22 protein-coding genes are annotated in these 23,121 nt (G+C 47.7%); 17 read left to right on the top strand and 5 right to left on the bottom strand.

Annotated elements, in window-relative coordinates:
- Positions 1–1,338 carry an ABC transporter substrate-binding protein gene (locus AZ66_RS29705; RefSeq protein ID WP_052648453.1) on the top strand — a complete coding sequence of 446 codons (1,338 nt, stop codon included), beginning with the start codon at positions 1–3 and terminating at the stop codon, positions 1,336–1,338.
- A 92-nt stretch (positions 1,339–1,430) separates the two neighbouring features.
- On the opposite strand, the gene AZ66_RS09595 is transcribed toward AZ66_RS29705, so the two are convergent.
- Positions 1,431–1,904, bottom strand: a complete 474-nt coding sequence (locus AZ66_RS09595; protein WP_021256175.1) for a MarR family winged helix-turn-helix transcriptional regulator — start codon at positions 1,902–1,904, stop codon at positions 1,431–1,433.
- Between the two features lie 277 nt (positions 1,905–2,181).
- Between AZ66_RS09595 and AZ66_RS09590 the strand changes: the two genes are divergently transcribed.
- From AZ66_RS09590 to AZ66_RS09580, 3 genes are all read left to right on the top strand, one after another.
- The gene (locus AZ66_RS09590; RefSeq protein ID WP_021261217.1) at positions 2,182–2,880 is read left to right on the top strand and encodes an ABC transporter ATP-binding protein; all 699 of its coding nucleotides are present in this window, start codon (positions 2,182–2,184) and stop codon (positions 2,878–2,880) included.
- A complete protein-coding gene (locus tag AZ66_RS09585; protein ID WP_044354645.1) occupies positions 2,880–4,208 on the top strand; it encodes an ABC transporter permease in 1,329 nt (442 codons plus the stop codon). Before AZ66_RS09590 ends, AZ66_RS09585 begins: the two co-directional genes overlap by 1 nt.
- Positions 4,209–4,315: 107 nt before the next feature.
- Positions 4,316–4,735, top strand: a complete 420-nt coding sequence (locus AZ66_RS09580; RefSeq protein ID WP_044354644.1) for a hypothetical protein — start codon at positions 4,316–4,318, stop codon at positions 4,733–4,735.
- Between the two features lie 45 nt (positions 4,736–4,780).
- Here the strand turns inward: AZ66_RS09580 and AZ66_RS09575 are convergent, their stop codons facing one another.
- Positions 4,781–6,055 carry an NAD(P)/FAD-dependent oxidoreductase gene (locus AZ66_RS09575; protein ID WP_044354643.1) on the bottom strand — a complete coding sequence of 425 codons (1,275 nt, stop codon included), beginning with the start codon at positions 6,053–6,055 and terminating at the stop codon, positions 4,781–4,783.
- A gap of 184 nt (positions 6,056–6,239) precedes the next feature.
- Here AZ66_RS09575 and AZ66_RS09570 point away from each other — a divergent pair, with 184 nt between their 5' ends.
- The 5 genes from AZ66_RS09570 (at position 6,240) to nadE (ending at position 10,531) form a co-directional block, all read left to right on the top strand.
- The gene (locus AZ66_RS09570; RefSeq protein ID WP_044354642.1) at positions 6,240–8,030 is read left to right on the top strand and encodes a two-component system sensor histidine kinase NtrB; all 1,791 of its coding nucleotides are present in this window, start codon (positions 6,240–6,242) and stop codon (positions 8,028–8,030) included.
- Between the two features lie 43 nt (positions 8,031–8,073).
- Positions 8,074–8,829 carry a hypothetical protein gene (locus AZ66_RS09565; protein ID WP_231586804.1) on the top strand — a complete coding sequence of 252 codons (756 nt, stop codon included), beginning with the start codon at positions 8,074–8,076 and terminating at the stop codon, positions 8,827–8,829.
- Between the two features lie 61 nt (positions 8,830–8,890).
- The gene (locus tag AZ66_RS31845; RefSeq protein WP_005543361.1) at positions 8,891–9,001 is read left to right on the top strand and encodes a hypothetical protein; all 111 of its coding nucleotides are present in this window, start codon (positions 8,891–8,893) and stop codon (positions 8,999–9,001) included.
- Positions 9,002–9,200: 199 nt separating this feature from the next.
- Positions 9,201–9,635 (top strand): BrxA/BrxB family bacilliredoxin, encoded by a 435-nt coding sequence (locus AZ66_RS09560; RefSeq protein WP_021256168.1) that lies wholly within the window; start codon positions 9,201–9,203, stop codon positions 9,633–9,635.
- A gap of 86 nt (positions 9,636–9,721) precedes the next feature.
- Positions 9,722–10,531 (top strand): ammonia-dependent NAD(+) synthetase, encoded by an 810-nt coding sequence (gene nadE, locus AZ66_RS09555; RefSeq protein WP_036620711.1) that lies wholly within the window; start codon positions 9,722–9,724, stop codon positions 10,529–10,531.
- A gap of 149 nt (positions 10,532–10,680) precedes the next feature.
- Here the strand turns inward: nadE and AZ66_RS09550 are convergent, their stop codons facing one another.
- Positions 10,681–11,091: a hypothetical protein gene (locus tag AZ66_RS09550; RefSeq protein WP_044354640.1), complete on the bottom strand. Its 411-nt coding sequence runs from the start codon at positions 11,089–11,091 to the stop codon at positions 10,681–10,683.
- A gap of 263 nt (positions 11,092–11,354) precedes the next feature.
- Between AZ66_RS09550 and AZ66_RS32525 the strand changes: the two genes are divergently transcribed.
- Positions 11,355–12,293 (top strand): hypothetical protein, encoded by a 939-nt coding sequence (locus AZ66_RS32525; protein WP_231586801.1) that lies wholly within the window; start codon positions 11,355–11,357, stop codon positions 12,291–12,293.
- A complete protein-coding gene (locus tag AZ66_RS32520) occupies positions 12,218–13,624 on the top strand; it encodes a metallophosphoesterase (protein WP_331436893.1) in 1,407 nt (468 codons plus the stop codon). The genes AZ66_RS32525 and AZ66_RS32520 overlap by 76 nt, the downstream gene beginning before the upstream one ends.
- A 230-nt stretch (positions 13,625–13,854) precedes the next feature.
- Here AZ66_RS32520 and AZ66_RS09540 read toward each other — a convergent pair whose 3' ends face one another.
- On the bottom strand, positions 13,855–15,222 hold the full coding sequence (locus AZ66_RS09540; protein ID WP_044354639.1) for a Na+/H+ antiporter NhaC family protein: 1,368 nt from the start codon (positions 15,220–15,222) through the stop codon (positions 13,855–13,857).
- 61 nt (positions 15,223–15,283) lie between these two features.
- Positions 15,284–16,222: an alpha/beta hydrolase family protein gene (locus AZ66_RS09535; protein ID WP_082061517.1), complete on the bottom strand. Its 939-nt coding sequence runs from the start codon at positions 16,220–16,222 to the stop codon at positions 15,284–15,286.
- Between the two features lie 197 nt (positions 16,223–16,419).
- Between AZ66_RS09535 and AZ66_RS09530 the strand changes: the two genes are divergently transcribed.
- From AZ66_RS09530 to murB, 6 genes are all read left to right on the top strand, one after another.
- Positions 16,420–16,806 carry a GntR family transcriptional regulator gene (locus tag AZ66_RS09530; RefSeq protein WP_021261206.1) on the top strand — a complete coding sequence of 129 codons (387 nt, stop codon included), beginning with the start codon at positions 16,420–16,422 and terminating at the stop codon, positions 16,804–16,806.
- The gene (locus tag AZ66_RS09525; protein WP_021261205.1) at positions 16,803–17,678 is read left to right on the top strand and encodes an ABC transporter ATP-binding protein; all 876 of its coding nucleotides are present in this window, start codon (positions 16,803–16,805) and stop codon (positions 17,676–17,678) included. The genes AZ66_RS09530 and AZ66_RS09525 overlap by 4 nt, the downstream gene beginning before the upstream one ends.
- Positions 17,665–18,678: an ABC transporter permease gene (locus AZ66_RS09520; RefSeq protein ID WP_044354638.1), complete on the top strand. Its 1,014-nt coding sequence runs from the start codon at positions 17,665–17,667 to the stop codon at positions 18,676–18,678. Before AZ66_RS09525 ends, AZ66_RS09520 begins: the two co-directional genes overlap by 14 nt.
- A 102-nt stretch (positions 18,679–18,780) precedes the next feature.
- Positions 18,781–19,707: an ABC transporter ATP-binding protein gene (locus tag AZ66_RS09515; RefSeq protein ID WP_044354651.1), complete on the top strand. Its 927-nt coding sequence runs from the start codon at positions 18,781–18,783 to the stop codon at positions 19,705–19,707.
- Positions 19,700–20,656, top strand: coding sequence for an ABC transporter permease (locus AZ66_RS09510; RefSeq protein WP_021261202.1), 957 nt, complete (start codon positions 19,700–19,702; stop codon positions 20,654–20,656). The genes AZ66_RS09515 and AZ66_RS09510 overlap by 8 nt, the downstream gene beginning before the upstream one ends.
- A 1,058-nt stretch (positions 20,657–21,714) precedes the next feature.
- Positions 21,715–22,632, top strand: coding sequence for a UDP-N-acetylmuramate dehydrogenase (gene murB / locus AZ66_RS09505; protein ID WP_044354637.1), 918 nt, complete (start codon positions 21,715–21,717; stop codon positions 22,630–22,632).
- The last annotated feature ends 489 nt before the right edge of the window (positions 22,633–23,121 follow it).

The raw sequence follows: 23,121 nt of genomic DNA, 5'->3' as shown, positions 1-23,121 counted from the left end.
GTGAAAGGGAAGGGCTTACCATTTCGAATTGTTTTTGCAATGATGATCATCATGATATTTTCTACAACCGGATGTAATGAGACCACGATCCCACCGCAATTGCAAGACGATGAGCGAGTCGTAGAGTCTAAGCATCCTTCCGTCATAACCGTGTGGTGCTTCGAACAACAGTACGTAGACTATGCCAAGAAATTTGAGATCGAGCACCCAGGTGTGAAGGTAAATGTAAAGCGTTTCTCTTATGAAGACCATGTCGAAGCTTATTTGGATGCCTTGGAGCAGGGGGACGCTCCGGATGTTATGGAGGTTGGCCATGAATTTCTGGGGGAATTTACAGGGATACAAGGGTTGATGGACTTAAATGCCGCGCCTTTTCTAGCGAGTACGTTGAAGCCGGATATTTCTCCCGACTTATGGGATACTGGACTATCCTTTGACAATAAGCGTCTTATCGCTCTCCCAATTACAACTTCGCCGCTTGTCACCTTCTATCGCAAGGACATTATGGAGCGATACGGATTTCCGTCAGACCCAGAAGAATTGGCTGTCTACATGGAGGATCCGAACCGCTGGTTGGCAATGGCGGAGAAGCTGAAGGAGAACGGCATTTATTTAGTACAGTGGGATCGGGAGCCCATGCAGTGGTTTGAGTCTATGTTCCCGCTACTTAACAGCAGGCTGCAATTCAACCGGAATAATGCCATGATCGCGCAAGGCATGCTGTTGTCGCAGCGTGTTAATGTGCAAGGGCTGGATGCAAATGTCGGATTGTGGACGGATGCGGGGAATGAAGCGCTGCGGAACGGGAAGCTGGCAATGGTGTATCTTGGTTCCTGGGGAGAGCTGCAATTGGAGGAGTGGGTTCCGCATATGAAGGGATTGTGGAGAGCGACTCGCTTGCCAATGAAGTTGTACGGCTACTCGACAGGCGCATCGCTTGTCATGTCTGAACAGGCACAGAACAAGGAGCTGGCATGGTCGTTCATGAAGAGTGTGTTCTTTGGGGTGACCGATGAAGCAACGGTTGCGGCGTATATGCCTTCTCGCAAAGTATTACTGGATAAATCACGCAGAAGCGAGTTTCTAGGAGGACAGCAGTCAGATCGATTATATATGGAGCTGGCTTCGAAGATGAAGGAGTTCCGTCCAACTCCGCTTGATAAGCTGGCTGTCGAATGGTATCGCAGTACGAGGCAGAAGGGGATCGAGAATAACTCTCCGCCTGATGTAATACTCAATCAGATTGAAAAGCTCATTGAGCAGCAATTGCAGCAGGAGAGGCGCGTGTTATTGCGATACTCGCGTGCGACATTCAGAACGATGGACTTGTTTTCCTGAAGAGAAATAACAAGGGCGGAAGAACATGTTCTTCCGCTCTGTGCGTTGATTCAGCCCTGTTGGAAATTTAAGCGTATTAACTAATGGATTTGCTAGGAGCCCTTTTTCGTGACAAGGCTTAACTTCTCTGCTTGGATCCCGAGCTTCTTGAGTAATTGAATAGCCTCTTTTTTCTCTTCGAGTGTCAGCCCACTCATGGCACGCTTTAGGAGTAGAGAATGCTTGGGGAACAGTCCCTGCATTTCTTCACGGCCTTTATCTGTCAACTCGGCGAAGATCACGCGACGATCCGTCGCGCAAGGGTGGCGGCGCAGCATGCCGTTACGTTCGAGCTTATCAATGACATAGGTTACGTTTCCGCTCTGTAGAAGGAGCTTGGAACCGATTTGTTGAATGGGTTGAGGCCCTTTATGATAAAGCATTTCGAGAACGGAGAAATCAGTCGGGTTATATCCTTCTATTTTGCAACCAGCAGCTGAGTGATCCGTTACGCTCTTGAATGCCTTAGAGAAGACACGGAATAAATGCAAGGCAGCTTCGGTCTCATGATCGATTCGTTCAGACATACGAATCCCCCTCATTTCTTGATTTACTCTTTTATCGTATATCGAAGGAGATAGGAGATTAAATGTCTTTTGTCACACTTGTGAAACAGTGAACAAAAAAATTTTGAATTATTCAAATTTAGAAAGGGCAATTCGGTAACATTTGGCTGAACCCGGCATTCAGGATATTGAATCTGCCTAGCTCTGTGCAAGAATAGATACGATAGAGTAAACTGAAAGTTAGAAAATGGTTAGGTACAGGAGCTTGGCTAGGCCTAAGATGAAGGGGGAGATCCGCATGGTTGTTCTTGATGCAAGGATACAATCTGCAGGATATGAAAAAGGCGAGTCTAAAATACATAATATCGAGTTTCAAGTAGAAGCGGGCCAATTGGTAGGGCTAATCGGTCCGAACGGTGCTGGAAAGAGCACGACAATCAAGTCCGTGCTGGGCATTATGAGAGATGTTGCTGGCAGTGTTCGGATTGGGGATGGCAATGGAACTTATGCATACGTGCCTGAACAGCCTGTCCTCTATGACTCTATGACATTATGGGAGCATTTGGAGCTTGCTGCGTCTGCATATGATCTGCCGCAGGAACAGTTTGTCGAGCAGGCGGATTATCTGCTCACCGAATTTCAAATGACAGAGGTGAAGCACCATTTCCCAACGAGCTTCTCGAAGGGGATGCAGCAGAAGCTGATGCTTATCATTGCCTTCATGCTCAAGCCGTCATTATACATCGTGGATGAGCCCTTCATTGGCTTGGATCCACGAGCAACGCGGAAGTTCCTCCGTATGCTTGAGGAGGAACGCAAGCGGGGTGCGGGTGTCCTCATGAGTACGCATGTACTCGACACGGCTGAGCGTGTCTGCGACAGCTTCATCCTGCTTCATCAGGGAAGTGTGGTTGCAAGAGGGACGTTTGATGAAGTGCGGCAAATAAGCGGGTTGCCGGATGGAACCCTATTCGATTGTTTCGAGGTGTTGACCTAATGGGGAGCGAGGGACAGGTTCGTCCATTGTCGACGATGAAGGTAACATCCCCGCAATCACTTGCCTTCCGCCGCTTCCAGACGAATATGGTGTATCAATGGCGGGCACTTCGCATCGCATTGGATTGGACGGTATGGTTGTATATTGTCGTACCGCTATTGCTTCTAGGAGTTAAGTTCTATTGGGGATGGTGGGTGGAACCCTTGGATACTGCATGGTTGAAGCTGCCTATAGCGGTCTGGCTGCTTCCCTTGCTGCTGCCTATCATAAGTGGATCACTTCGCACTTGGGTGGAAGGCGGGGATATTCTCTTCCTTCGTCAGCAGCCGCATTGGTGGAAACCGCTTGTTCGATTCGGGTTAATACAATATGCGCTGCGAGGAACGATCATAACGGCCGTAATACTGTTGCTGCTTGCTCCATGGCTCATACGCGGGTATTCGTTGCATAGTACGGATTTACTCGCGATTGGATTTGCCGTTAGCTCCTTATCCTACTTAGCAGGATTAGTACGGAACTATAATTTGGCTGCTTTCTCAGGTTGGACACGTTGGATGATCCGCTTTGTCACAGGGGTGGCAGCTCTTGGCTTGTATGGAGTTATTCTTTACTTGCTCGGTATTCATGTAAGTTGGGTGCTCGTCTTTGGCTTGATTATATTGGTAAGCTGCTTCCCGCTTATTCGTTGGCGAAACAATGTTCAGCATACATTTGAGCATGATGTTGAACGGGAGGGCGAGCTCAAGATGCAATTAACGGCGATGCTGCTGTCGCAGAGCGTGGATAAAGCACAGCGGCGCAAGCGGACACGCCCAATGTTGTTCCCGAAGTCGGGCTACTTCATGAATACGAATGAGTCAGGCCATGTTATTGGAGCTATCGCGGTCAAGTCATTGCTTCGAAGCAGCACGCATCGCAAGTTTTATTTGCAGCTCCTCTTTATTGGAATGAGTGCTTCCTATATCACTTCACTGCATGGTCTGTTCATTCTTATAGGGCCGGTGCTAAGCGGTATTCTCGGATACTGGCTGAGCACGTACTGGAAGGAATTCATCGATGGTGATGTAGCGTCTATGTTCAGCTTCCGCTCAGAGAGCTTGCAGCAGGCTTCAGCGCATATGGCACGTGTCTTATGTGCAGGGCCAGGCGTGCTGTGGGGGTTGTCTGCGGGTATTGCAGCAACACCTATTATGATTCCGCTATATGCAGCAGGCGGTGGTCTGATTGCTGCTTTCATCGGCAATACAATCATTACGCTGCGTGGGTGGAAGCAGAAGAAGCAAATGGAGGAGAGACAAGAACAGTCGCGTTTGTCCTCTACTGAATAAAGTATTCGGCAACTGCTCGTACAACCAATTGCAGGTCAGCTTGTGTGTATGTTCCTCCTGTCTGGCGGGTATATTAACGGAAGCTTATTCGAATAGGAGGAACGAGGATGCAAGATACGACTGCGATTCGGTTCCGATTCTCGGATCCTGCAGGTGCAAGACTGGCGTTCGATACGTTGGAGGAGCTAGGATATACGCCTGCTTATGACAGCGCTAGTGAGACAGAACTGCATATCCATGTAGACAAACGAGATTTGACCTCTGCGCTTGAGATCGCAGAGGCGCACGGCGGCCAGCTTCTAGAAGAAGCGAGCATGACGGAGATGTCGGTTATGGATCAAGCCTATGGAATGAATTATATTCCTATCCCGGCCCATATGGTCAATGAGGATTGGGCAGATGATGACCGCTATGCGTCTGCCAGGCACAATCCGAGTCATGATGACTTATCGCATCGTGATGAAGAAGCATATGGAATATTTGATGATGAGACGACGAATCATTTTCCTGGCGGCATCCATATCTAATGATAGAAGACAAACAGCCTGCTCCATGAGCAGGCTGTTTGCTTGTTATGCTTGATGTAGGGTCTGCTGAGCAGCATGCATCCCTGCCGTATAGCCAGTTGCGAAGGCAGCTGTAATGTTATAGCCGCCCGTATAGCCATGAACATCCAATATTTCTCCGCAGAAATATAGTCCATGCGCCTTTTTTGAATGCATCGTCTTCGGATCGATTTCCTTAAGATTCACACCGCCGCCTGTAACAAAGGCTTCTTCAAGCGATAACGTGCCGTTGACCTTCACAGGAAATGCCTTAATCAATTGGCACATCTCCTGCCATGGCTGCTTCGGAATATGGTCGTATGTGGTACCTTCATCGATGCCAGACTGTTCAAGCAGAAGCGGGATTACTCGTTCAGGCAGCAGATGCTTCAGTACATTCTTAATAGCTTTCTTCGGTTCTTGGGCACAAATGCGTAGTGAATCTCGAATAAGCTCATCCACTGACAGATCAGGCTTTATATCGATGGTGACCTGTACGGTCTGAAGGCCGGAACGCTTCAATTCCTTTACGACGAATTGGCTGCAGCGAAGTGCAGCGGGGCCGGACAGGCCAAAGTGGGTAAAGAGCAGGTCGCCTTGATGCTCAATGATCTTCTTCCCCTTGCTGTACCATACCGCGATCCGAATATCGCGCAAGGACAATCCTTGAAGCAGCTTCTCACGAATAAAGTACGTATTCGAGGTTAGAGGCACTTCCGTCGGATACAGCTCCGTAATGGAATGTCCGGCTGCCTCTGCCCAAGCATAGCCGTCTCCTGTTGAACCCGTATGAGGAACAGACTTCCCACCTGTAGCCAGTATGACCGCTGGGGCATACAAAGCGGATCCATCTTTGAAGCGCACACCCTGGACGGAACCATCCTCGTACAGCAGGTGTGCGACAGGCTGATTGACACGAATCGCTACCCCTAGTCGGCGTACTTCTCCTAGAAGTGACTCAACGACCGTCTTCGCCTTGTCTGATATGGGGAACATGCGGCCATTGTCCTCTTCCTTCAATGCAATACCGAGATTCTCGAAGAATTCGATAATATCCTGATTGTTAAAATGATTGAACGCGCTGTGCAGAAATCTTCCATTGCCAGGTATATGCTGAATCAGCTCGTCCAGTGGTTTATTGTTCGTTACATTGCAGCGTCCTCCGCCAGATATGGCGAGCTTGCGACCAAGTCGATCTCCCTTATCCACGAGAATTACCTTGGCTCCGCTGCGTGCAGCAGAGATGGATGCCATAAGTCCAGAGGGGCCGCCGCCTACGACGATAACATCGGTTTGTTCCATTTTGTACTCCTTTGACAGGTCTTTGACAGGGTTAGGATACGTACTGCGCATCCGTTACTGAAGCCTATTGTATCGCAAAAACTAAAACTTCGCTAAAACGTTCGGCTGTTCCATTGAAAAGCCCTCATTTTTATGCTTTAATCAAGCCAATCCTACCATTCCTATCCTAACAGAGGAGAACTGTATGTACGTAGCACTTAAGGAAGTCTTACTGCAAAGCCTTATTGCCTGCATACCAGCGATTGCCTATCAAGTCTGCGCCTTGAAGCCAGAGCGGGTGTCCCGTGCCCCTCTCGTCATAGGATTGTCTTCTGCTTTTTCTATGCTGTTATGCATCGTATTTTCCTTCTATACAGAAATGCCCCAGCCGTTTGATTTTCGGTTTTTGCCATTTATGCTCGGCGTGATGTATGGCGGATATCGGGTTGGGCTCCTCATGATTGGATTATATTTAGGTATGCTTGGTTTTTTCTATCAAGATGGGCATCCCCAGAAGCTGTGGAGTGATGCACTCATTTATATGATCCCGATATTGTTTGCTTTTATTAATTCTTTCCGTCATTCAGGATTCCGCCAACGTGTCGCTATTATTTTGTCCTTCTCCTTCGCGGGTATTGTTCTCTATTCCTTGGTTTATGGAGTGCTGCTGTGGAGACATGAACGAGCCATTGATGGCAGTATGCTTCTATTGATGCTCATGCTAGGAGCAGCCTTTTTCTTAACCGCTTACTTGGCTGTGTACTATATGGAGGAGACTAGGGAGAAGCTATTCCTTGTACAAGGATACGAAATCGTCTCTACGAAATATCGTGAAGAAGCAGAGAAGCTGAATCTATTAATAGACACGACACCGCTCGGAGTCATCGCGGTTGATGCACAGACCAATATAACGGCTTTGAATGATATGATGCTGCGCAGTATGCAGAATGCAGCTCCTCATGTGACAAAGGGAGACATTCTCGGCCGCCCTTTTCGCTGCCTGTTGACACAGGTGGGGGATTTTCCAACTTTGTACGACGGGATGTATCGTGCACTCGCGGGAGAGAAGATGGAAGGCGTAGTAGTGAAATTGGACGAACGAGAGTACGTTGTTAGTACAAGTGCGATTCGAAGCGAGGCTACTGGAGCGATAACAGGGGCTGTCGGCATGCTGCATGATATTACGGAGCTGTCGAAGCTGCGTGCAGAACTGGGCAAGATGGATCGCTTAAGCTTAGTCGGTCAGATGGCGGCAAGCATCACGCACGAAATTCGTAATCCAATGGCGGTTATTCGTGGGTTCATGCAGCTGCTCCAAGAAAAGAGTCCCGCGCATTTGAAGGAATATTATCGAATCGTAATGGAAGAGATCGATAGAGCAAACAGCATTATTAACGACTTTCTCGCTTTAGCGCAAAACCGTATTATCGAGAAAGAACAGGTTCACCTTCATGACATTATTCGTCAGTTATCACCATTGCTGTGGGCGGATGCAAATATGAGAGGTCAAGAGATTGCGTTGAAGCTTGCGGAAAATGTGCCGATTTTCCCGGTCAATGTGAAGGAGATGAAGCAGCTTATTCTGAATCTGTCGCGCAACGCCATGGAGTCGATGGAAGCGATGGAAACGGGAGCGGTGCTTACGCTCGAAACAAGATTTGTTGGAGGGCGAGTGCAGCTGCGTATTCAAGATACGGGCCCTGGTATTCCCGCCGACATTGTGGATCGGCTATTTGAGCCATTTTACACAACGAAATCAAAGGGAACGGGCCTTGGCTTGCCGTTGTGCTTGAGTATTTGCGAACAGCATGATGGAACGATAGAGGTGCATACGGGGGATGATGGAACGGTGTTCGAGGCAGCCTTTCGCCTACATCAGACGAGCCGCTCTCCGGTTCATGTTCCGGCAGCTGCATGGGACTCTTCACATGCGCAGCATCCAGTACAACTAGGGAATATACAGCCGGATAAGGAGGAAGCATTGAACCAAGTCTAGTCTTTCGTTAATATGAAGCTTGGAGGTGGAAAGGGTGAGCGTCATGCAGCTTGGCAATTTTACAATTCATTGGGGACTGCTCGTTAGCCTGCTCTCCTTGCTTCTAGCAGTTGGGGCGGTGGCGCTCCGGGCACGCGCGGAAAGTGGAATCTCGCGACGTTATGGAGATTGGGCAATGACGGTTATTTTTGTCGTCATACTCAATGAGAAGTTCGGATTTCTATGGGACACGCCCTCAATTCTGTGGCGGCAGCCACGTTCGCTGCTGTACATGACAGGCACTTCCACAGAGGGGAATATCCTGCTTGTGCTTGGCATTATTGTATGGACGACCTTATACATACGCAAGCATCAATTGTCTTATCCCGTGCTCATTGATCTATTGTCGCATAGTATGTTGACTTACGTAGCGGCATATGGATGGCTCTATACACTCAATGGTGGACAGGCCCCGGGATTTACACCGCTGCTTCAGATTAGCGGATTCCAGGTGTCGGGGATACCGCCCGCTGAGACGCTAGGTTGCATCGTTCTCCTTGCCTTGCTCTGGTCTCGTCAGAGAAGGCTCGGAACGCTTATTGACGCACAGATCGCCTTTGTTGTATGCGGTGTGGTCGGCATGCTCGGGAGTTATGCATATGGCGATGGTTCTACATGGATGTACTTAACAGTGGAGCAGTGGATCTACAGTGTAATGCTAGCGGCGGGTTATATGGTAACCCGCAGTAGAGAGCGGGGAGTGGCGCATAAGAATGCGCAGGACGAGGCTGCAATGCCTGTAGAGCCTCCTGCATCATAAGGATAGGTCAGTTGCTGCCTGAGCATAATAGAACCGACTTTGTGAAAAGGAGGCCTATGCGATGAGCCAAGATTCAAAGGAACAGCGCAAGCAAGACAAGCAAAACAGCGCTGCGAATGATACCTGCGGAGTCGATAAGAAGTTGAATGGCCCAAATCGCCCTTCTACGTAGAAGGATGCGATCTTCGGTCATGGAGCTTCCTCAGTAATGAGGGCCTAACTGGTAGAAGTCAGCGAGCCGGAACCGTTATCGGTTTCGGCTTTCCCTTGCTTTACTTCACTACAAATGGTTACAATAGTAGCGACAGTGTCCGATGGTACTCATCCATCACTGACAACGGAATTATTTATAGAGTAGGAGTGAAGTACGGATGTCCATGTCTTTTGAGCAATATATGCGTGATATGGTTCAACCTATGCGTGACGAGTTAACTTCCATCGGCTGCGTTGAATTGCGAACACCAGAGGAAGTGGAAGAGAAGCTGGCTACAGCGAAGGGAACAGCACTTGTTGTTGTCAATTCAGTATGCGGTTGTGCCGCTGGACTGTGCCGTCCAGGCGTACGCAAGTCGTTAGAGAATGATGCTACACCTGACCACTTGTTCACTGTATTTGCTGGGCAAGATAAGGAAGCAACGGCGAAGGCTCGCGAATATTTCGCACCATATCCGCCTTCTTCTCCATCGATCGCTTTGATGAAGGATGGCGAACTGGTGCATTTCATCGAACGTCATCAAGTAGAGAACCGTTCAGCAGAGGAGATTGCTGCTGATCTGACGGCTGCATACGATAAGTTCTGCCGCTAAGTTAACTATGCCCCGCATCTTTGGATGCGGGGATTTCTATAGAATTGTAGGCCGAGCACGGATGCTTGTAGGAAGGGGACGGAATGATGAGTTTACAGCAAGAGATTATAAAACGCTTCAACGTGCAGACACAGATTGATCCAGTTGCTGAGGTACGCAAGCGGGTCGACTTCTTGAAGCAGTATGTGTTGAATACAGGAACGAAGGGGCTTCTGATCGCGATTAGCGGCGGGATTGACAGTGCGGTTGCAACTGGGTTGTGTAAGCAGGCGACGGATGAATTGACGGCAGAGACAGGCAAGGAGTATATGACGCTAGGCGTGTTTCAACCTTATGGCACACAAGCAGATATTTCAGACAGCTATGCAACTGCGCAAGCATTCAATCTGAAGCATACGGTAGAAACGAACATTGCTAAAGCGGTTGATGAAGCTGCCCAAGAGGTAGAAGCGGCGCTTAAGCAGCTGCCGGAAGCACGTTCCTTAAGTGTTCCGAATAGAGGAAACATGAAGGCTCGTACACGGATGGTTGTGCAATACGCGCTTGCCTTTGATCTGAATTTGCTAGTTGTAGGTACTGATCACGCTTCTGAGGCGTTGACTGGCTTCTATACGAAGTGGGGAGACGGAGCAGTGGACATTACGCCATTGTCTTCTCTGAATAAGCGTCAAGTGCGCCAACTCGCGAAGCATATTGGTGTCCCTGCTAGTGTCATTGATAAGGCACCGACGGCAGGCCTGTGGGAAGGACAAACCGATGAGAAGGAGCTTGGCATTACATACGAGCATAATAGCGACTATCTCGAAGGTAAGGACATACCGGATGACGTGCGCGAGAAAATCGAGCGCCAATATCAGAAGACGGAACATAAGCGTTCCCCAATTCCCGGCATCTAACGGTACGGAATAACAGGTATGCTGCTGAAAAGCAGTTACCTACGACAAAAGGCAAGCATCGCACTGGATGCTTGCCTTTTTGTATATATTGGGGCTTCCCGAACTATTCGGTATCATGCATGCCAGCTTTATTGCGCCTTCACATCCGGTTATACCGCGCGAGGATGTACGCCCTGCCAGAATATTTCTTTTAAGCGAGGGCGTGCAGCCTGCGGCAGTGCTGCGCATTGTTCCGCAAGCAGGCTGCCTAGTTTCAGGCAAGCTTTAGACAATGCAGATTCCAACCCAGCGGCAACGAGCAATCCGCGGGATTCTAAATAGGCGATGACAACTTCATCTTCCTGAAGCTTTCGTTTCAAACGGAATGGGGATTCTGGATGATTAAGCTGCTGTTCTGTATATATGAAAATCGAATGTTCAGGATACATCGTATGCTCGATGAATGGGATATGACATGTGATGACCTCTTGCTGAGTAAGTGACGCTAGGAGCTGCTGGAGTGTAGAAATAGAATGTTTGACATTAGCATTCGTGCGTAAGTCCGAATATAGAGTCGTCATAGGTATCCTCCTTGCTGACTGTGTCTGCGTACAGCGTAAGTGCGCTGCTACGCTGAAGAATGTTATTCCGAGAATTACCCGTATTCTATCAGATTGAACCGAAAAAACAAGTGAACGGACTGTGACGGCTTATGCAATCCAGTAAATAATTCAGTAGCCCATTTATTCCATAATATGTATAATATAAGTGGCTAGTTTTGTATTTTTCTGTTATCTGTTCAATATCAAGGAACTCAATTCATTGAATGGGAAGAGGCGATGGAATGGCAAAGCAGCGTTTTAAATTGGCGAATGGTTATCGCGTGTTGTCGGTATGGCTAGCAGTTATTATGCTGGCAGTCTCCAGCATGGGCTCTGCTCGTGCGGAGGAAGAACTGAACGTGTCCGCCAGTGCAGAGATTGTGGCTAAATGGGAATTTGCAAACCTAAAGAACGATCCAGGCATCTTCCATGCTGCGTCCGGTTTATCCAAAGATTCTGCTACGCTTATCCAAGAGGTCGGTGGGAGTTCCAGAACAGGATTTACATTCGATGGGAGCGAAAAGAGCATCCGTTATCAAGGATGGGACAAGGGCAAAGGCAAGAAGGCTTGGCTAGGCGCCTTATCGACGAAGGGACTGGAGCAAATTACAGTATCTTCGCAGCTGAAGTCCTCCAGTACTGGGCCTAGGGACTTCAAGCTCCAAATCAGCACGGATCTGGCTAAGTGGACGGACGTTGTAAAAGGAACACTTGTGCTTGGCACGGAATACAGTTCTGCCAGCTCGTTAAACGGTATTGCGCTGCCAAGCAGTGCGGATGATCAGGAGCGATTATATATTCGTTGGGTCGTAAACTCCGATGCAAAAGTGTCAGGCAGTGGCTCGATAAGCGATACGGGCTCAAGTCGGATTAAGGATATTGTTATTCAAGGCGTACCAAAGACGAACAGTTCCCTCAAGGCGCCGCAGTTGTTAAACATGACCTTCAATGGAGGTACCAAGACAAGCCTGGCGTTTGCCTGGTATACGCCGAAGGAGGTAACCGGCACGAAGCTGCAGGTGGTGGAAGCCTCCGAAATGGGGAACGGCGCATTTCCGGAAGCTAAGGCGACTACTTATACGGGAAGTTTCGACATTATCGAGACATTCATGGTAAAAGGCGATCGATCCTCCAAGAAAAAACGAAATTCGCAAGCCATAAGGTCACGGCTGATAATCTGAAGCCGGGGACGTCATATCGTTATCGGGCAGGAAATGGGGATGCGGATGGATGGGGAGCTATCGGCTCATTTACTACGGATCACGCGGACAATCGGGATTTCCATTTTATCGTAGGATCGGATTCGCAAGCCTCCAGCAAATCTACATTCGAACTCTGGCAGGATACGTTCCGCAGAGCGATCGATCATATCGGGGATCCGAAGTTCTTTATATTAACCGGGGATTTGGTCGACAATGGCGATTTGGAATCGCAGTGGCAGTGGTTTCTGGGTCTCCCTCAGCAGGAACTTGCCCGAGTGCCGCTCGTGCCCGTGCTTGGTGGCCATGAGGTGAAAGATTACGATGGAGACGAAACTACGGAGAACAATAATTTCTACAACCATTTTAACTTGCCGAAGGATGTAGTGAAAGGTACTCATGACGGTTCCGTGTATGCGTTCGAATATGGGGACGCGCTCTTCATGCAATTCAATTCCCAGTTCGAGGGTGGATTGAATAAAAAAGGAGAACTAGAGTGGGTGGATCCTGAATTTAACGCTCAATTGGACTGGATGAGAAATCAGGTTGCGAAGACTGATAAGAAATGGAAGTTCGTGTCGCTCCACAAAGGCCCTTACTCGGCAGGAGATAATGCGGGACAGTGGGAAGATGGCCGTATCCAGTTCTACAAAAAATACTTGGTACCCGTATTCGATGAGCTGGGAATTGATATTGTGTTCGAAGCCCATGACCATATGTATATGAGATCCTACCAAATGCTCAATGATAAGCCGATCAAAAACGTGGTGAAGGATAAAGAGGGTAATGTAGTCGATCCGAAAGGCTCCGTGTACCTCATGACAAACTCAGTAGGCGGGAAATTTTACGAAAAACATCGGGGGTATGACGATTATTTTGCAGTCATTGACGCACAGCCGTTCAAAAAGATGTTCACTGATGTTTCGATATCGAACGATGTTTTGAAATTCACGTCCTATACGGCGGCAAAGAACGAAGGGATTAAGAAATACGACGAGTACAGCATTAAAAGAACGGACGGCAAGCCTGGCAAAGTGGAGCAAGCCAACCTGAAGTTCGAGAGCAGAGATGCGATTCTGTCGTGGAGTCGTCCTGCTGTTGCAGCGGAGCCTGTTAGAGGTTTCCGAATATATGAGCAGGATGATAAGGTAGGGAAAAATTGGAGTCTGTATGTCCCAGCCCTTCCAAGTCAAGCCGAATATAGTTATGTGCTTAAGAACATAGATTCTAAGCAGAGCTATCGCTTCGTAATTAAGGCGGTAGGAGCAAGGAATAATTCGGATCCCGTTCAGGTTACTCATGGTAAGCAGTAAGCTTGGCGAATTGGCGACATCGGGAAGCTTCGGAACTACGGTTTGAAAAACAAGAGGCGTACGAATCAGCAGCAGTCAGGCTGCGTCACATATTCGATATAACACTGTATAGAACCAAATAAAGCAGAAATAAATAAACCGGTTCCTACTGCATAGTAGAACCGGTTTATTTATATTGTTATCGCTTTTTAGATGATTCTCTTCGCCATGATCTTAAATTGGAGTCACGGTTATAATCCTTGTACCGTTGGAGCAGGTGCCGGTTTCAGCTTGCGTGGTCGTCTGTGCCCAATTACCCATGATACGAGTAGTGTCCAGATTGGAATAACCCAGAGGAAGACTGCGAATGGTGCATATTGATGAACGGGAATACCCAATATTGTGCCGCACAGTACCGCAAGCAGGTTCCAAGGAATAATAGCGGCAAAGACGAGCGCGCTGTCCGCGATTACCCTTGCAAGCTGTTCTTTCGGGAAACGCTCCGACCACAGCGGCATCACGCTCCGGCCTGCCATCATAATCGGCAGTGTCTGCGTGCAGGATACAAGGGTTAATGACAATCCGAATAAACCGACACGGACGGTTGCGCCTGGCAGTGCGCTGTTGCGCCCGATAAAGGCAGCGATATACGGCTCCAGCGAACGAGTAGCCTCCAATATGCCATTAAATGCGCCCGCGATCATAATAAATAGGACAAGCTCAATCATATGCAGTACTCCCTTCGTATGAAGGGAAGGGAGCTCGGCATTTTCATATCCGAACAAGAAACCATTCATCCATTCGACTGGCGTCGCGCCTTGCAGCCATGTACCGATCACGAGCGCAACAATAATGGACATGGTAAAGGCGATGCGAGCCTGCAGTCGAAATAAGATCGCGATAATCAAGACAGCAGCAGGAGCGAACAGCCAAGGACTGAAGGTGAAGTGGCTATGGAATGATTCCATGCGCAGTGCTTGTTCCGGTACAGTCCACTTCCCCTGTGTATCGAACCACATGAAGAATGCAGTCGCTGAAGCCAGTGCCAGCAGCGTGGTAGGTACGAGAGCTGGGTATTGACGACCGACACTCGTCCCTGTAGAGTCCGCGACAAGACGATGTGTGCTGGAGAATGGCGATGTCCGATCTCCGACAAAGGCACCAGAGACGAGTGCTCCTGCCATAAGCGGCAAAGGAACTCCCGCAATCGCAGCTACCCCCATCATAGGGATGCCTACAGCGCTAAGTGTTCCGGTTGAAGTCCCGAGCAGCATGGAGAAGATCGTGGAGAACCAGAACGTGAGTGTTGTCATATAAGTAGGATCAATCCAGGACAATCCCTGTTCAATAAGATAGGGGATCGTTCCGCTTATTGTCCATGCGGGAATCATAAGTCCGACCATAATAAGTATCCAGGCTACCCCAAGTGTATGCTTGGCTCCATCCCTCATATAACGAAGCAGAGATGTCCATGCATTGCCTTGGCGGTGAGATAAGATGGTGAGAACGATGAAGCCGAGTGCAAATCCAATAAGGAGTGGGATATGAAGCAAGTAAGCTGCAGTTAGTCCTGCAATGGTAGTCATAATGACCGTAATCAGCTGTTGTTTCGATAACATGGCAATTAGGCAACTCCTGTCTTATACTCTAATGCTGCATCTATCATGCAAGCAATAATCATCACGATGGTTCAAGCAGATTACGTTCAAGTTGTACTGTCGTTCTTCGCTGGCAGTCAATGTGGTGGTGATGAAGCCAGTCCGAGGTAGCCTCAATTGCAGCTTCAAGTGCTGGGGTCGTGCCTTGGAAGGGGTGAACCGTATTAAAGGTGTGTCCGGCATTATCAATGGTTATCCATTTCGCTGTAGGATAGTTCTCAATTAGCTGTGCCGATCCTTCACGGAATCCAGGCAAATCATCGGAGCCTTGAACGAGAAGCAGGGGGAAATGAGCCTCCTTCATACGTTCAATCAATGCATATCTCTCCACATTAGCCTCCAAATCCTCCAGCATAACTCGATCTAATGGCAATGCCTCTTTGGTGCGGGCATTAATAACGGCAGAACGCCCGGATTGCCTCATCTCCTCCTTCTGTTGTTCCGTGAACAAATCCATATTCGTAACACCATTCCACGAAATTACGCCTCTTACCGCATCCGGGTGGTCGAGTGCATAGAGCAGACTGCTTGCGCCTCCACGGCTATGTCCGAGCAAGTAAATGGGTGTCTCCGGCAATACATCATATTCGATTTCTTCAGAAATTATCCACTGGCCAAATTTATCTGAACGTATCCAGTTGAAGAGGCAATCTATATCTTCCTGCTCTCGCTGATAGGTGTTAACGGCAAATCGCTCAGGTTCATCGAAGCAATCGAGCGAAGGGCCGACACCATTATGTGTAAAGTTGAAGGTTAGGGTCAGGAGTCCGCTGCTTTCAGCTAGCTGTTCACCGACATAAGGGAACATGCCCCAATCCTTGAATCCCTTGTAGCCGTGGGCTACAAGAAGTACGCCTGTCTTTGACTTCTCCTTCGAATTGAAGGTGCTGCTGGGGATAAAGGCATCGCCTCGTAATATGCGATCTTGCCCCTTCCATGTAAGCGTAAATGAATGTCTCATTAATCCGACCCCCTTGGTCTGATAATATCCAGCCATATTGTAACACAGAATAAGAAAAATGGTGCATGGCATTCCAATAAATGTATTGACATATTTAGGTTGAAGAGTGTACTATGTGTACTAGTTGGAGTAGTACACCTATAAACGCGAATCTATTTGAAGCTGCTATGTGATTGCAAATGTGAAAGGAGGCTGCCATGTTTCGATTACATGAACAGAGCGCTACGCCGATTTATGAGCAAATCGTCGAACAGATGAAGGCTCTAGTTGCGCAGGGAGCGCTGCAAAGCGGAGACAAGGTGCCGTCCGTGAGGGAGTTGTCGACAATGCTGTTAGTAAATCCAAATACAGTGAGCAAGTCTTATCAGGAATTAGAACGCCAAGGAGTTATTGTGACGGTTCGAGGCAAAGGAACATTCATTGCAGATACACCTGTCCCTCGCATGGCGCATGAACGAATGACGAAGCTGAAGGACGAATTGAACCGCATCGCCGTTGAGGCGAAACATTTGGGGCTGGAACGGAAGGAATTTATAGAGATGGTGGAGCAAGCTTCAGTGGAATGGTGGAGGGATGAATCATGATGCGAGTGACGGATGTCCATAAAGCAATAGACGGGAAACCGATACTTCGCGGAGTAAGCTTTACGATTGAACCTGGGAAAATCGTTGGACTTGTAGGACGGAATGGAGCGGGTAAGACCACCTTGCTGCGGACGTTGGTTGGGGTATACGATCCTGATCGGGGCAGTGTCTCGTATGACGGCAAGGATATTCACACATATGCAGCATGCAAGCAGGATGTTGTCTTCGTCCCCGATGCTCCAGCAGCGCTAGAAATGTACACGGTTCGGGAGTGTGCCGCATGGTACGGAATGATCTACCCCAAATTTGATTTGTTCTTCTTTACGTCGGCGATGGAGCGGTTCAAGCTGCCGATGCACAAGCGAGTTCGTACCTTGTCCAAAGGGATGAAGATGCTGTTCAGTACGGCGCTGGGGCTTGCGACTAAAGCGAGGCTGATCCTGTTCGACGAGCCTACGAACGGTGTAGATGCGGTAGCCAAGAAACAATTGCTTAGCTTAATTGTAGATTCACTCCATGAGAATAACTCCATTGTCATCTCTTCACATATGCTTAGTGAGCTGGATCGCATCGCCGATACTGTAGTGCTGCTGCAGGATGGAAGAACGGAAGATGTATGGGAGCTGGAGCTTTTACGTGAGCAGATGAAGAAGCTGCAGGTTGTATTTAACGGGGATAAATCTCCGATGTGGCTGCATCGTGAAGATGTATTCGTTCTGCAGCAGGTCGGGCGCGTATATACGGTCATCCTAGAGTCGAATGAAGCGATGACAGAATTGCAAGAGCTGAAGCCGCTGCTCGTTGATGAGCTGCCATTGACGCTAGAGGATTGGTTTATCGGGAAGGCTGGAGATAACGATGACGAAGCATAAGCTGTTCGTAAAAGCACTCTGGTGGAAGGAGTATCGTCAGACACGCGTTATGCTGTGGCTCATGCTGCTGGCGAGCTTGTTCTTTATTTTATACGTGCATATGTGGAAGTTATGGTGGGCTCCCCAATCGATTAGGGATGCATTTGTTCAGAACATTTCCCATGTGTATCATGGCGTTGTAGGCGGTAATCTGTATGGCGATTATGGCAGTGGTTTGATTTTTATCCTCTTCGGTAGCTTTATATTGTCCATATGGTTATTAGGTCAGGAACGGCGAAATCAATTGAATGAGCATATGTTTGCTCTCCCTTATCCAAGATGGATATTGTATTTGACCAAATGGATGATTGGTATTGTGTACATTGCGATCACGATTGTGATCACGCTTGGATTAGATTTCGTGGTACTCGCATCCTCGCATGTAAGTGAGTATGTCTCTATAGGAGAGGTAGTTGTACGAGGGCTCCATATGATTTTTGTAGCAGCATCTATATACACGCTTTCTTTGTTCCTAGGTTCCTTCACAGGTACATGGTCGATGCAGGTTGCGTTGTTTCTGTTGTGCATGACCCTATTTGATTTTTTGACATTTGTTATAAGGAAATTTGTTCGTGTATTCATGGTTTCTACGACGAAATCTGTTCAATCTGTGCTTGATACTGGAGTATGGGACAATTTTAATGTAGGGAAATGGGTCACCCATGAAGGGCCTGGTTATTCGTATGGGGTTATCAGTGTCGTTGCGATCTTGCTGCTGCTCGGGGGGATGTGGCTGTACTCCCGCAATCGTACGGAGAATAACGGCAAGCAGTTTATATTCCCTGCTATAGAAAAGGCTTATATTATGGTAGGTGTCATTTTTGCAGCGCTATACGGAGGATATTTGGGGTATGACTTTTTCTATCCAGGAAGGATTGGATATGTGTGTGGAGCTGGAGTTGGCGCCGTTCTTTGCTACCTGATTATTCGAATCTTTACACATATACGCCCACGTCGATAGAGATATAGATTTTGCTGCTGATGGAGAGAATCGTCCATGCGTAATGTTCTGCAGAAGATAGGTTCCGAAATTATAGATTTTCTGGTGGGAGGTTCGGGTCTTATGAATTCAGAAGCAGTCCTTCAGCTTCGCAATGTATCCAAACAAATTGGCAAGCGCACAATCGTAGATCAGATGTCATTTGATGTTCCGGCAGGTGAAGTATTTGGATTTCTGGGTCCTAATGGGGCGGGCAAGACGACAACGATTCGCATGATTGTAGGTTTAATCTCGATGACATCTGGTGAGATCTACGTGAAAGGAATTCCTGTTCACAAGCAGTTCGAGCAGGCAATGACCCATATTGGAGCGATCGTTGAAAATCCAGAGATGTATAAGTTTTTGACAGGGTATCAAAATCTCGTGTATTACGGTCGAAGGCATTCGGGCGTAACGAAAGAGCGGATTGACGAGGTAGTGAAGCTCGTTGGGTTGGAAAATCGCATTCATGAGAAAGTAAAGCGCTATTCACTGGGTATGCGGCAGCGGCTTGGTGTCGCTCAAGCGCTGCTGCACAAGCCTTCCGTATTAATTCTCGATGAGCCAACGAACGGGCTGGATCCAGCGGGGATCCGTGAGCTGCGAGATTATTTGCGCAACTTGGCGCATCAAGAAGGCATTAGTGTCGTCGTATCCTCTCATTTATTGTCCGAGATGGAGCTGATGTGTGATCGAGTTGCGATCATCCAGACTGGCAAGTTGATCGATGTTCGCTCGATGAGGCAACTGAAGGAGAAAGCGGATACGCAGCATATCGTGATTGATGTCGACAACCCGAGGGAAGCTTGGGAGATGCTATCTGCAATGATGCCTGATCTCGATATGCATGTTGATGAAGGACAGCTTCATATTTCGGCAGGGCGCAAGCGGGTGCCTGACCTGACAAGGGCGCTCGTGCATGCAGACATCGATGTGTATGGCATTCAAGCGGCGAATCTGTCATTGGAAGATCAATTCTTGGAGCTGACAGGAGGAGAGCGTATTGTCTAGCTATTACAATCTCATTCAGAACGAGAATATGAAGATATATCGGCGTCCTCGCACTTGGATTATGATCGGGATACTTATGTCTGTTATTGTGCTGCTGACCGGTATTATGGAAATTGACAAAGACCCGCGCAAGGGGGAGGGGTGGCAGCAATATCTTGTCCAATCCAATGTACAGTTGAAGCAACAGCTTACAGACACCAGTGGAAATATGGGGCCGGATGAGAAGGAGGAGTTAACAAATCGGATCCAGCTCAATGAATACTATTTGGAGCATAATCGTAATCCGCATGCCTTGAACATATGGAGCATCGTGAATCTTTCTTCGAAGCTGATGCTTGTTGTTATTCTATTTACTGTAGTTATTGCAGCGGATATGTTCGCTGCCGAACATTCGTGGGGGACGATCAAGTTATTGCTCGTTGGGCCAGCCTCACGCACCCGCATATTACTGAGCAAGTATGCGGCTACCCTCCAATTTGCATTTGTTCTTATTGCAATCAATATTCTATTCTCCTTTTTGGTAGGAGGCGTTGTTGAGGGCTTTGGGGGTTTCTCACAGCCACTCATAGGTATCGGAGAAGACGGTGCAATTGTGGAAAGTTCGAGGCTGCTTGCGCTGCTGAAGGATTATGGGTTCAGTATCATTGAGCTAGTTATGTTTGTGACATTGGCCTTTATGATATCGGCGGCATTCCGCAGCTCGTCTATGGCTATCGCCTTTTCCCTGTGCTTTTTGCTCATTGGCGGAAATATGGCGATGCTCTTCGCGCATTACAGCTGGGGGAAATATATACTATTCGCCAATATCGACCTCCGTCCGTATTTCGAGGGATCACCACTCCGCCCGGACATGACGCTTGGCTTCTCGATTGCCGTGCTGGTTGTTTACTTCTGTGCATTTCACGCCGTGTCATGGCTTACCTTTGCCAAGAGAGATGTTGCAGGATAATAGAGCTGGGCCGCCTACTTCGATAGGCGGCTTTTGTTGCTTCTGAGTACATTCACACCTTCTACACCTTCCGCCTTCCTATTTCCCAGTTATGACCTTGGGCATGAATGAAGAACTGGACATTCGTTGAATGCACGCTTGTACCCGTACTATGCCACTGTATGGAACGAGCGTATTTCAATCACCAAGACAACTCGATAATAAGGTCTCAAATCTTATTTATGCTTGCATGATACGCAGTGATGAATCACCTAGCCTTTGCTTGCATGATACGAAGTGATGAATCACCTAGCCTTTGCTTGCATGATACGAAGTGATGAATCACCTAGCCTTTGCTTGCATGATACGAAGAGATGAATCACCTAGCCTTTGCTTGCATGATACGAAGAGATGAATCACCTAGCCTTTGCTTGCATGATACGAAGTGATGAATCACCTAGCCTTTGCTTACATGTTACGCAATGATGAATCATCTAGATTTGCTTAAGTGCTACGCAGTGATAAATTAAATCATCTAGCCTTTTAATTCAGTGTTATTCACTTATGTTTGATGAAATGCGTTTGCGAATCATCTCTCTCCTTTGATTGAGCGGCATCAGCAGAGCATTAATGCAGTTTCGAATCAGTTGATCTTAATTGAGTATCATCAGAACTTGTTCTCGTTTGCATATAACAGGCTTTTGCATTTGCAGCTTCACTATCAATGCGCCGCCCTCACTATTGTTGCCATTCGCCCATGTTCATGCATATGTTGGAGTAGTGGCCCACGTACTGATCATCTATCATGAGACTAGGGGCATAAATGCGGGCTTGGACAAGGGGTGACTTTTGCCATCTTAATTGTCTGAGAAAATTTGATATACTGGAATGTAGGTAAGGAAGTGTCCATACAACGATAAAGAGCCTCACATAGGCGAACGCTCTCGCGTTGGTATGGCTATAATGGATGTTAATGTGAAACGAATGTAATGTGAAATGAATGTAATGTGAAATGAATGTAATGTGAAATGAATGCAATGGTAAGGTTGAATGAAAAAGATAAGTAAGGATGGAATAGCATGCATAACCTCTCAGAACGGTATCATGAATTATGTAAACAGATTGCGGAAGATTCGATAAAACAAGGTGAATTGCTCAAGGAACATACTTATACCCGAATGGGTGGCAAGGCCGATTTGTATGTAACGCCCGATAATTACGAAGGGCTGCAAGTTGTCATTGATTTCGCACGTCAGCATGAACTGCCGCTAACGATCCTTGGATTCGGCTCCAATCTAATCGTTAAGGATGGTGGAATTCGGGGAATTGTTGTCAATTTGAACAAGTTGAACAAAATCGAACGCAGCGGAGATCAGATCATAGCGCAGAGTGGTGCGGCTATTATCGACGTATCGCGTGCCGCGCGGGAGCATCATCTGTCTGGACTTGAATTCGCTTGCGGCATACCGGGTTCTGTAGGTGGGGCATTGTACATGAATGCTGGTGCATACGGTGGAGAGATTGCGGATGTACTGGAGAGTACGCTGGTGCTTACGCCGGGAGGAGAGTTAGTTCGACTTACTAAGGAGCAGCTTGAATTAGGCTATCGCCGCAGCAACATCGGTCCGAAAGGGTATATGGTGCTGGAAGCAACGTTCTCACTTGTGCCGGGAGAATATGATGCAATTAAGGCGAAGATGGATGAACTCACATTTTTGCGTGAATCGAAGCAGCCGCTTGAATATCCATCTTGCGGCAGTGTCTTTAAACGTCCTCCGGGGCATTATGCGGGACAGCTCATTCAAGAATCCGGTCTGCAGGGAACGCGTTTGGGTGGTGCTGAAGTATCCACGAAGCATGCAGGATTCATCGTTAACGTGGACAATGCGACTGCGGCCGAATATATCTCTCTTATTCGCCACGTACAAAAGACAGTTAACGAACGATTCGGCGTCGAGCTCGAAACTGAAGTTCGCATCATTGGCGAAGACGAATAATCACATCCCCCTGATCTTGTAAACGGTTTGAGATAAACGGATCGGAACACACAGTTCAGACCCGTTGCAAAAGTTATAGAGCCCTATAGAGCCCTATGGAGGCAGAATAATTCCAATATTGATGGAATTCCTCTGGTGTATCCACAGGGCTCTTGTTGTTTGTGTTTGTCTATTGATAGCGTGGCCGTGATGTTCCCTGAAAAATACCCATCTTTCCATGGCTCTTGTTGTTTGATGATAGCATTTGGTGCATGATTTGTCCTCTTACGGAGGAAAAATCACTGAAATGTCTTTCAAATAGTGGACACATTTTCGGAGGAGAGGTATATTCCCAGAAGACCTTTTTATCTATATATGGTGATATATGTTCGTAATAGTTTCTATATATAGAAATTAAGGTGTGGGGGACATACTATCCTCTTTGTCCACCTTTATATGGACATTTTCCTTGTTTGTCCATTCACAGTGTACAAAATAGTAGAAACGCGC

The sequence above is a fragment of the Paenibacillus sp. E194 genome (genome assembly GCF_000935845.1).
Taxonomy (GTDB): domain Bacteria; phylum Bacillota; class Bacilli; order Paenibacillales; family Paenibacillaceae; genus Paenibacillus_B; species Paenibacillus_B alvei_B.
This window is presented reverse-complemented; position numbering and strand designations above follow the sequence as displayed.

Bases quoted from the DNA above. Each gene is read 5' to 3' on its own strand.
- AZ66_RS09595 (WP_021256175.1), bottom strand. From the start codon at position 1,904: ATGTCTGAACGAATCGATCATGAGACCGAAGCTGCCTTGCATTTATTC.
- AZ66_RS09590 (WP_021261217.1), top strand. From the start codon at position 2,182: ATGGTTGTTCTTGATGCAAGGATACAATCTGCAGGATATGAAAAAGGC.
- AZ66_RS09585 (WP_044354645.1), top strand. From the start codon at position 2,880: ATGGGGAGCGAGGGACAGGTTCGTCCATTGTCGACGATGAAGGTAACA.
- AZ66_RS09580 (WP_044354644.1), top strand. From the start codon at position 4,316: ATGCAAGATACGACTGCGATTCGGTTCCGATTCTCGGATCCTGCAGGT.
- AZ66_RS09575 (WP_044354643.1), bottom strand. From the start codon at position 6,055: ATGGAACAAACCGATGTTATCGTCGTAGGCGGCGGCCCCTCTGGACTT.
- AZ66_RS09570 (WP_044354642.1), top strand. From the start codon at position 6,240: ATGTACGTAGCACTTAAGGAAGTCTTACTGCAAAGCCTTATTGCCTGC.
- AZ66_RS09565 (WP_231586804.1), top strand. From the start codon at position 8,074: ATGCAGCTTGGCAATTTTACAATTCATTGGGGACTGCTCGTTAGCCTG.
- AZ66_RS31845 (WP_005543361.1), top strand. From the start codon at position 8,891: ATGAGCCAAGATTCAAAGGAACAGCGCAAGCAAGACAAGCAAAACAGC.
- AZ66_RS09560 (WP_021256168.1), top strand. From the start codon at position 9,201: ATGTCCATGTCTTTTGAGCAATATATGCGTGATATGGTTCAACCTATG.
- nadE (WP_036620711.1), top strand. From the start codon at position 9,722: ATGAGTTTACAGCAAGAGATTATAAAACGCTTCAACGTGCAGACACAG.
- AZ66_RS09550 (WP_044354640.1), bottom strand. From the start codon at position 11,091: ATGACGACTCTATATTCGGACTTACGCACGAATGCTAATGTCAAACAT.
- AZ66_RS32525 (WP_231586801.1), top strand. From the start codon at position 11,355: ATGGCAAAGCAGCGTTTTAAATTGGCGAATGGTTATCGCGTGTTGTCG.
- AZ66_RS09540 (WP_044354639.1), bottom strand. From the start codon at position 15,222: ATGTTATCGAAACAACAGCTGATTACGGTCATTATGACTACCATTGCA.
- AZ66_RS09535 (WP_082061517.1), bottom strand. From the start codon at position 16,222: ATGAGACATTCATTTACGCTTACATGGAAGGGGCAAGATCGCATATTA.
- AZ66_RS09530 (WP_021261206.1), top strand. From the start codon at position 16,420: ATGTTTCGATTACATGAACAGAGCGCTACGCCGATTTATGAGCAAATC.
- AZ66_RS09525 (WP_021261205.1), top strand. From the start codon at position 16,803: ATGATGCGAGTGACGGATGTCCATAAAGCAATAGACGGGAAACCGATA.
- AZ66_RS09520 (WP_044354638.1), top strand. From the start codon at position 17,665: ATGACGAAGCATAAGCTGTTCGTAAAAGCACTCTGGTGGAAGGAGTAT.
- AZ66_RS09515 (WP_044354651.1), top strand. From the start codon at position 18,781: ATGAATTCAGAAGCAGTCCTTCAGCTTCGCAATGTATCCAAACAAATT.
- murB (WP_044354637.1), top strand. From the start codon at position 21,715: ATGCATAACCTCTCAGAACGGTATCATGAATTATGTAAACAGATTGCG.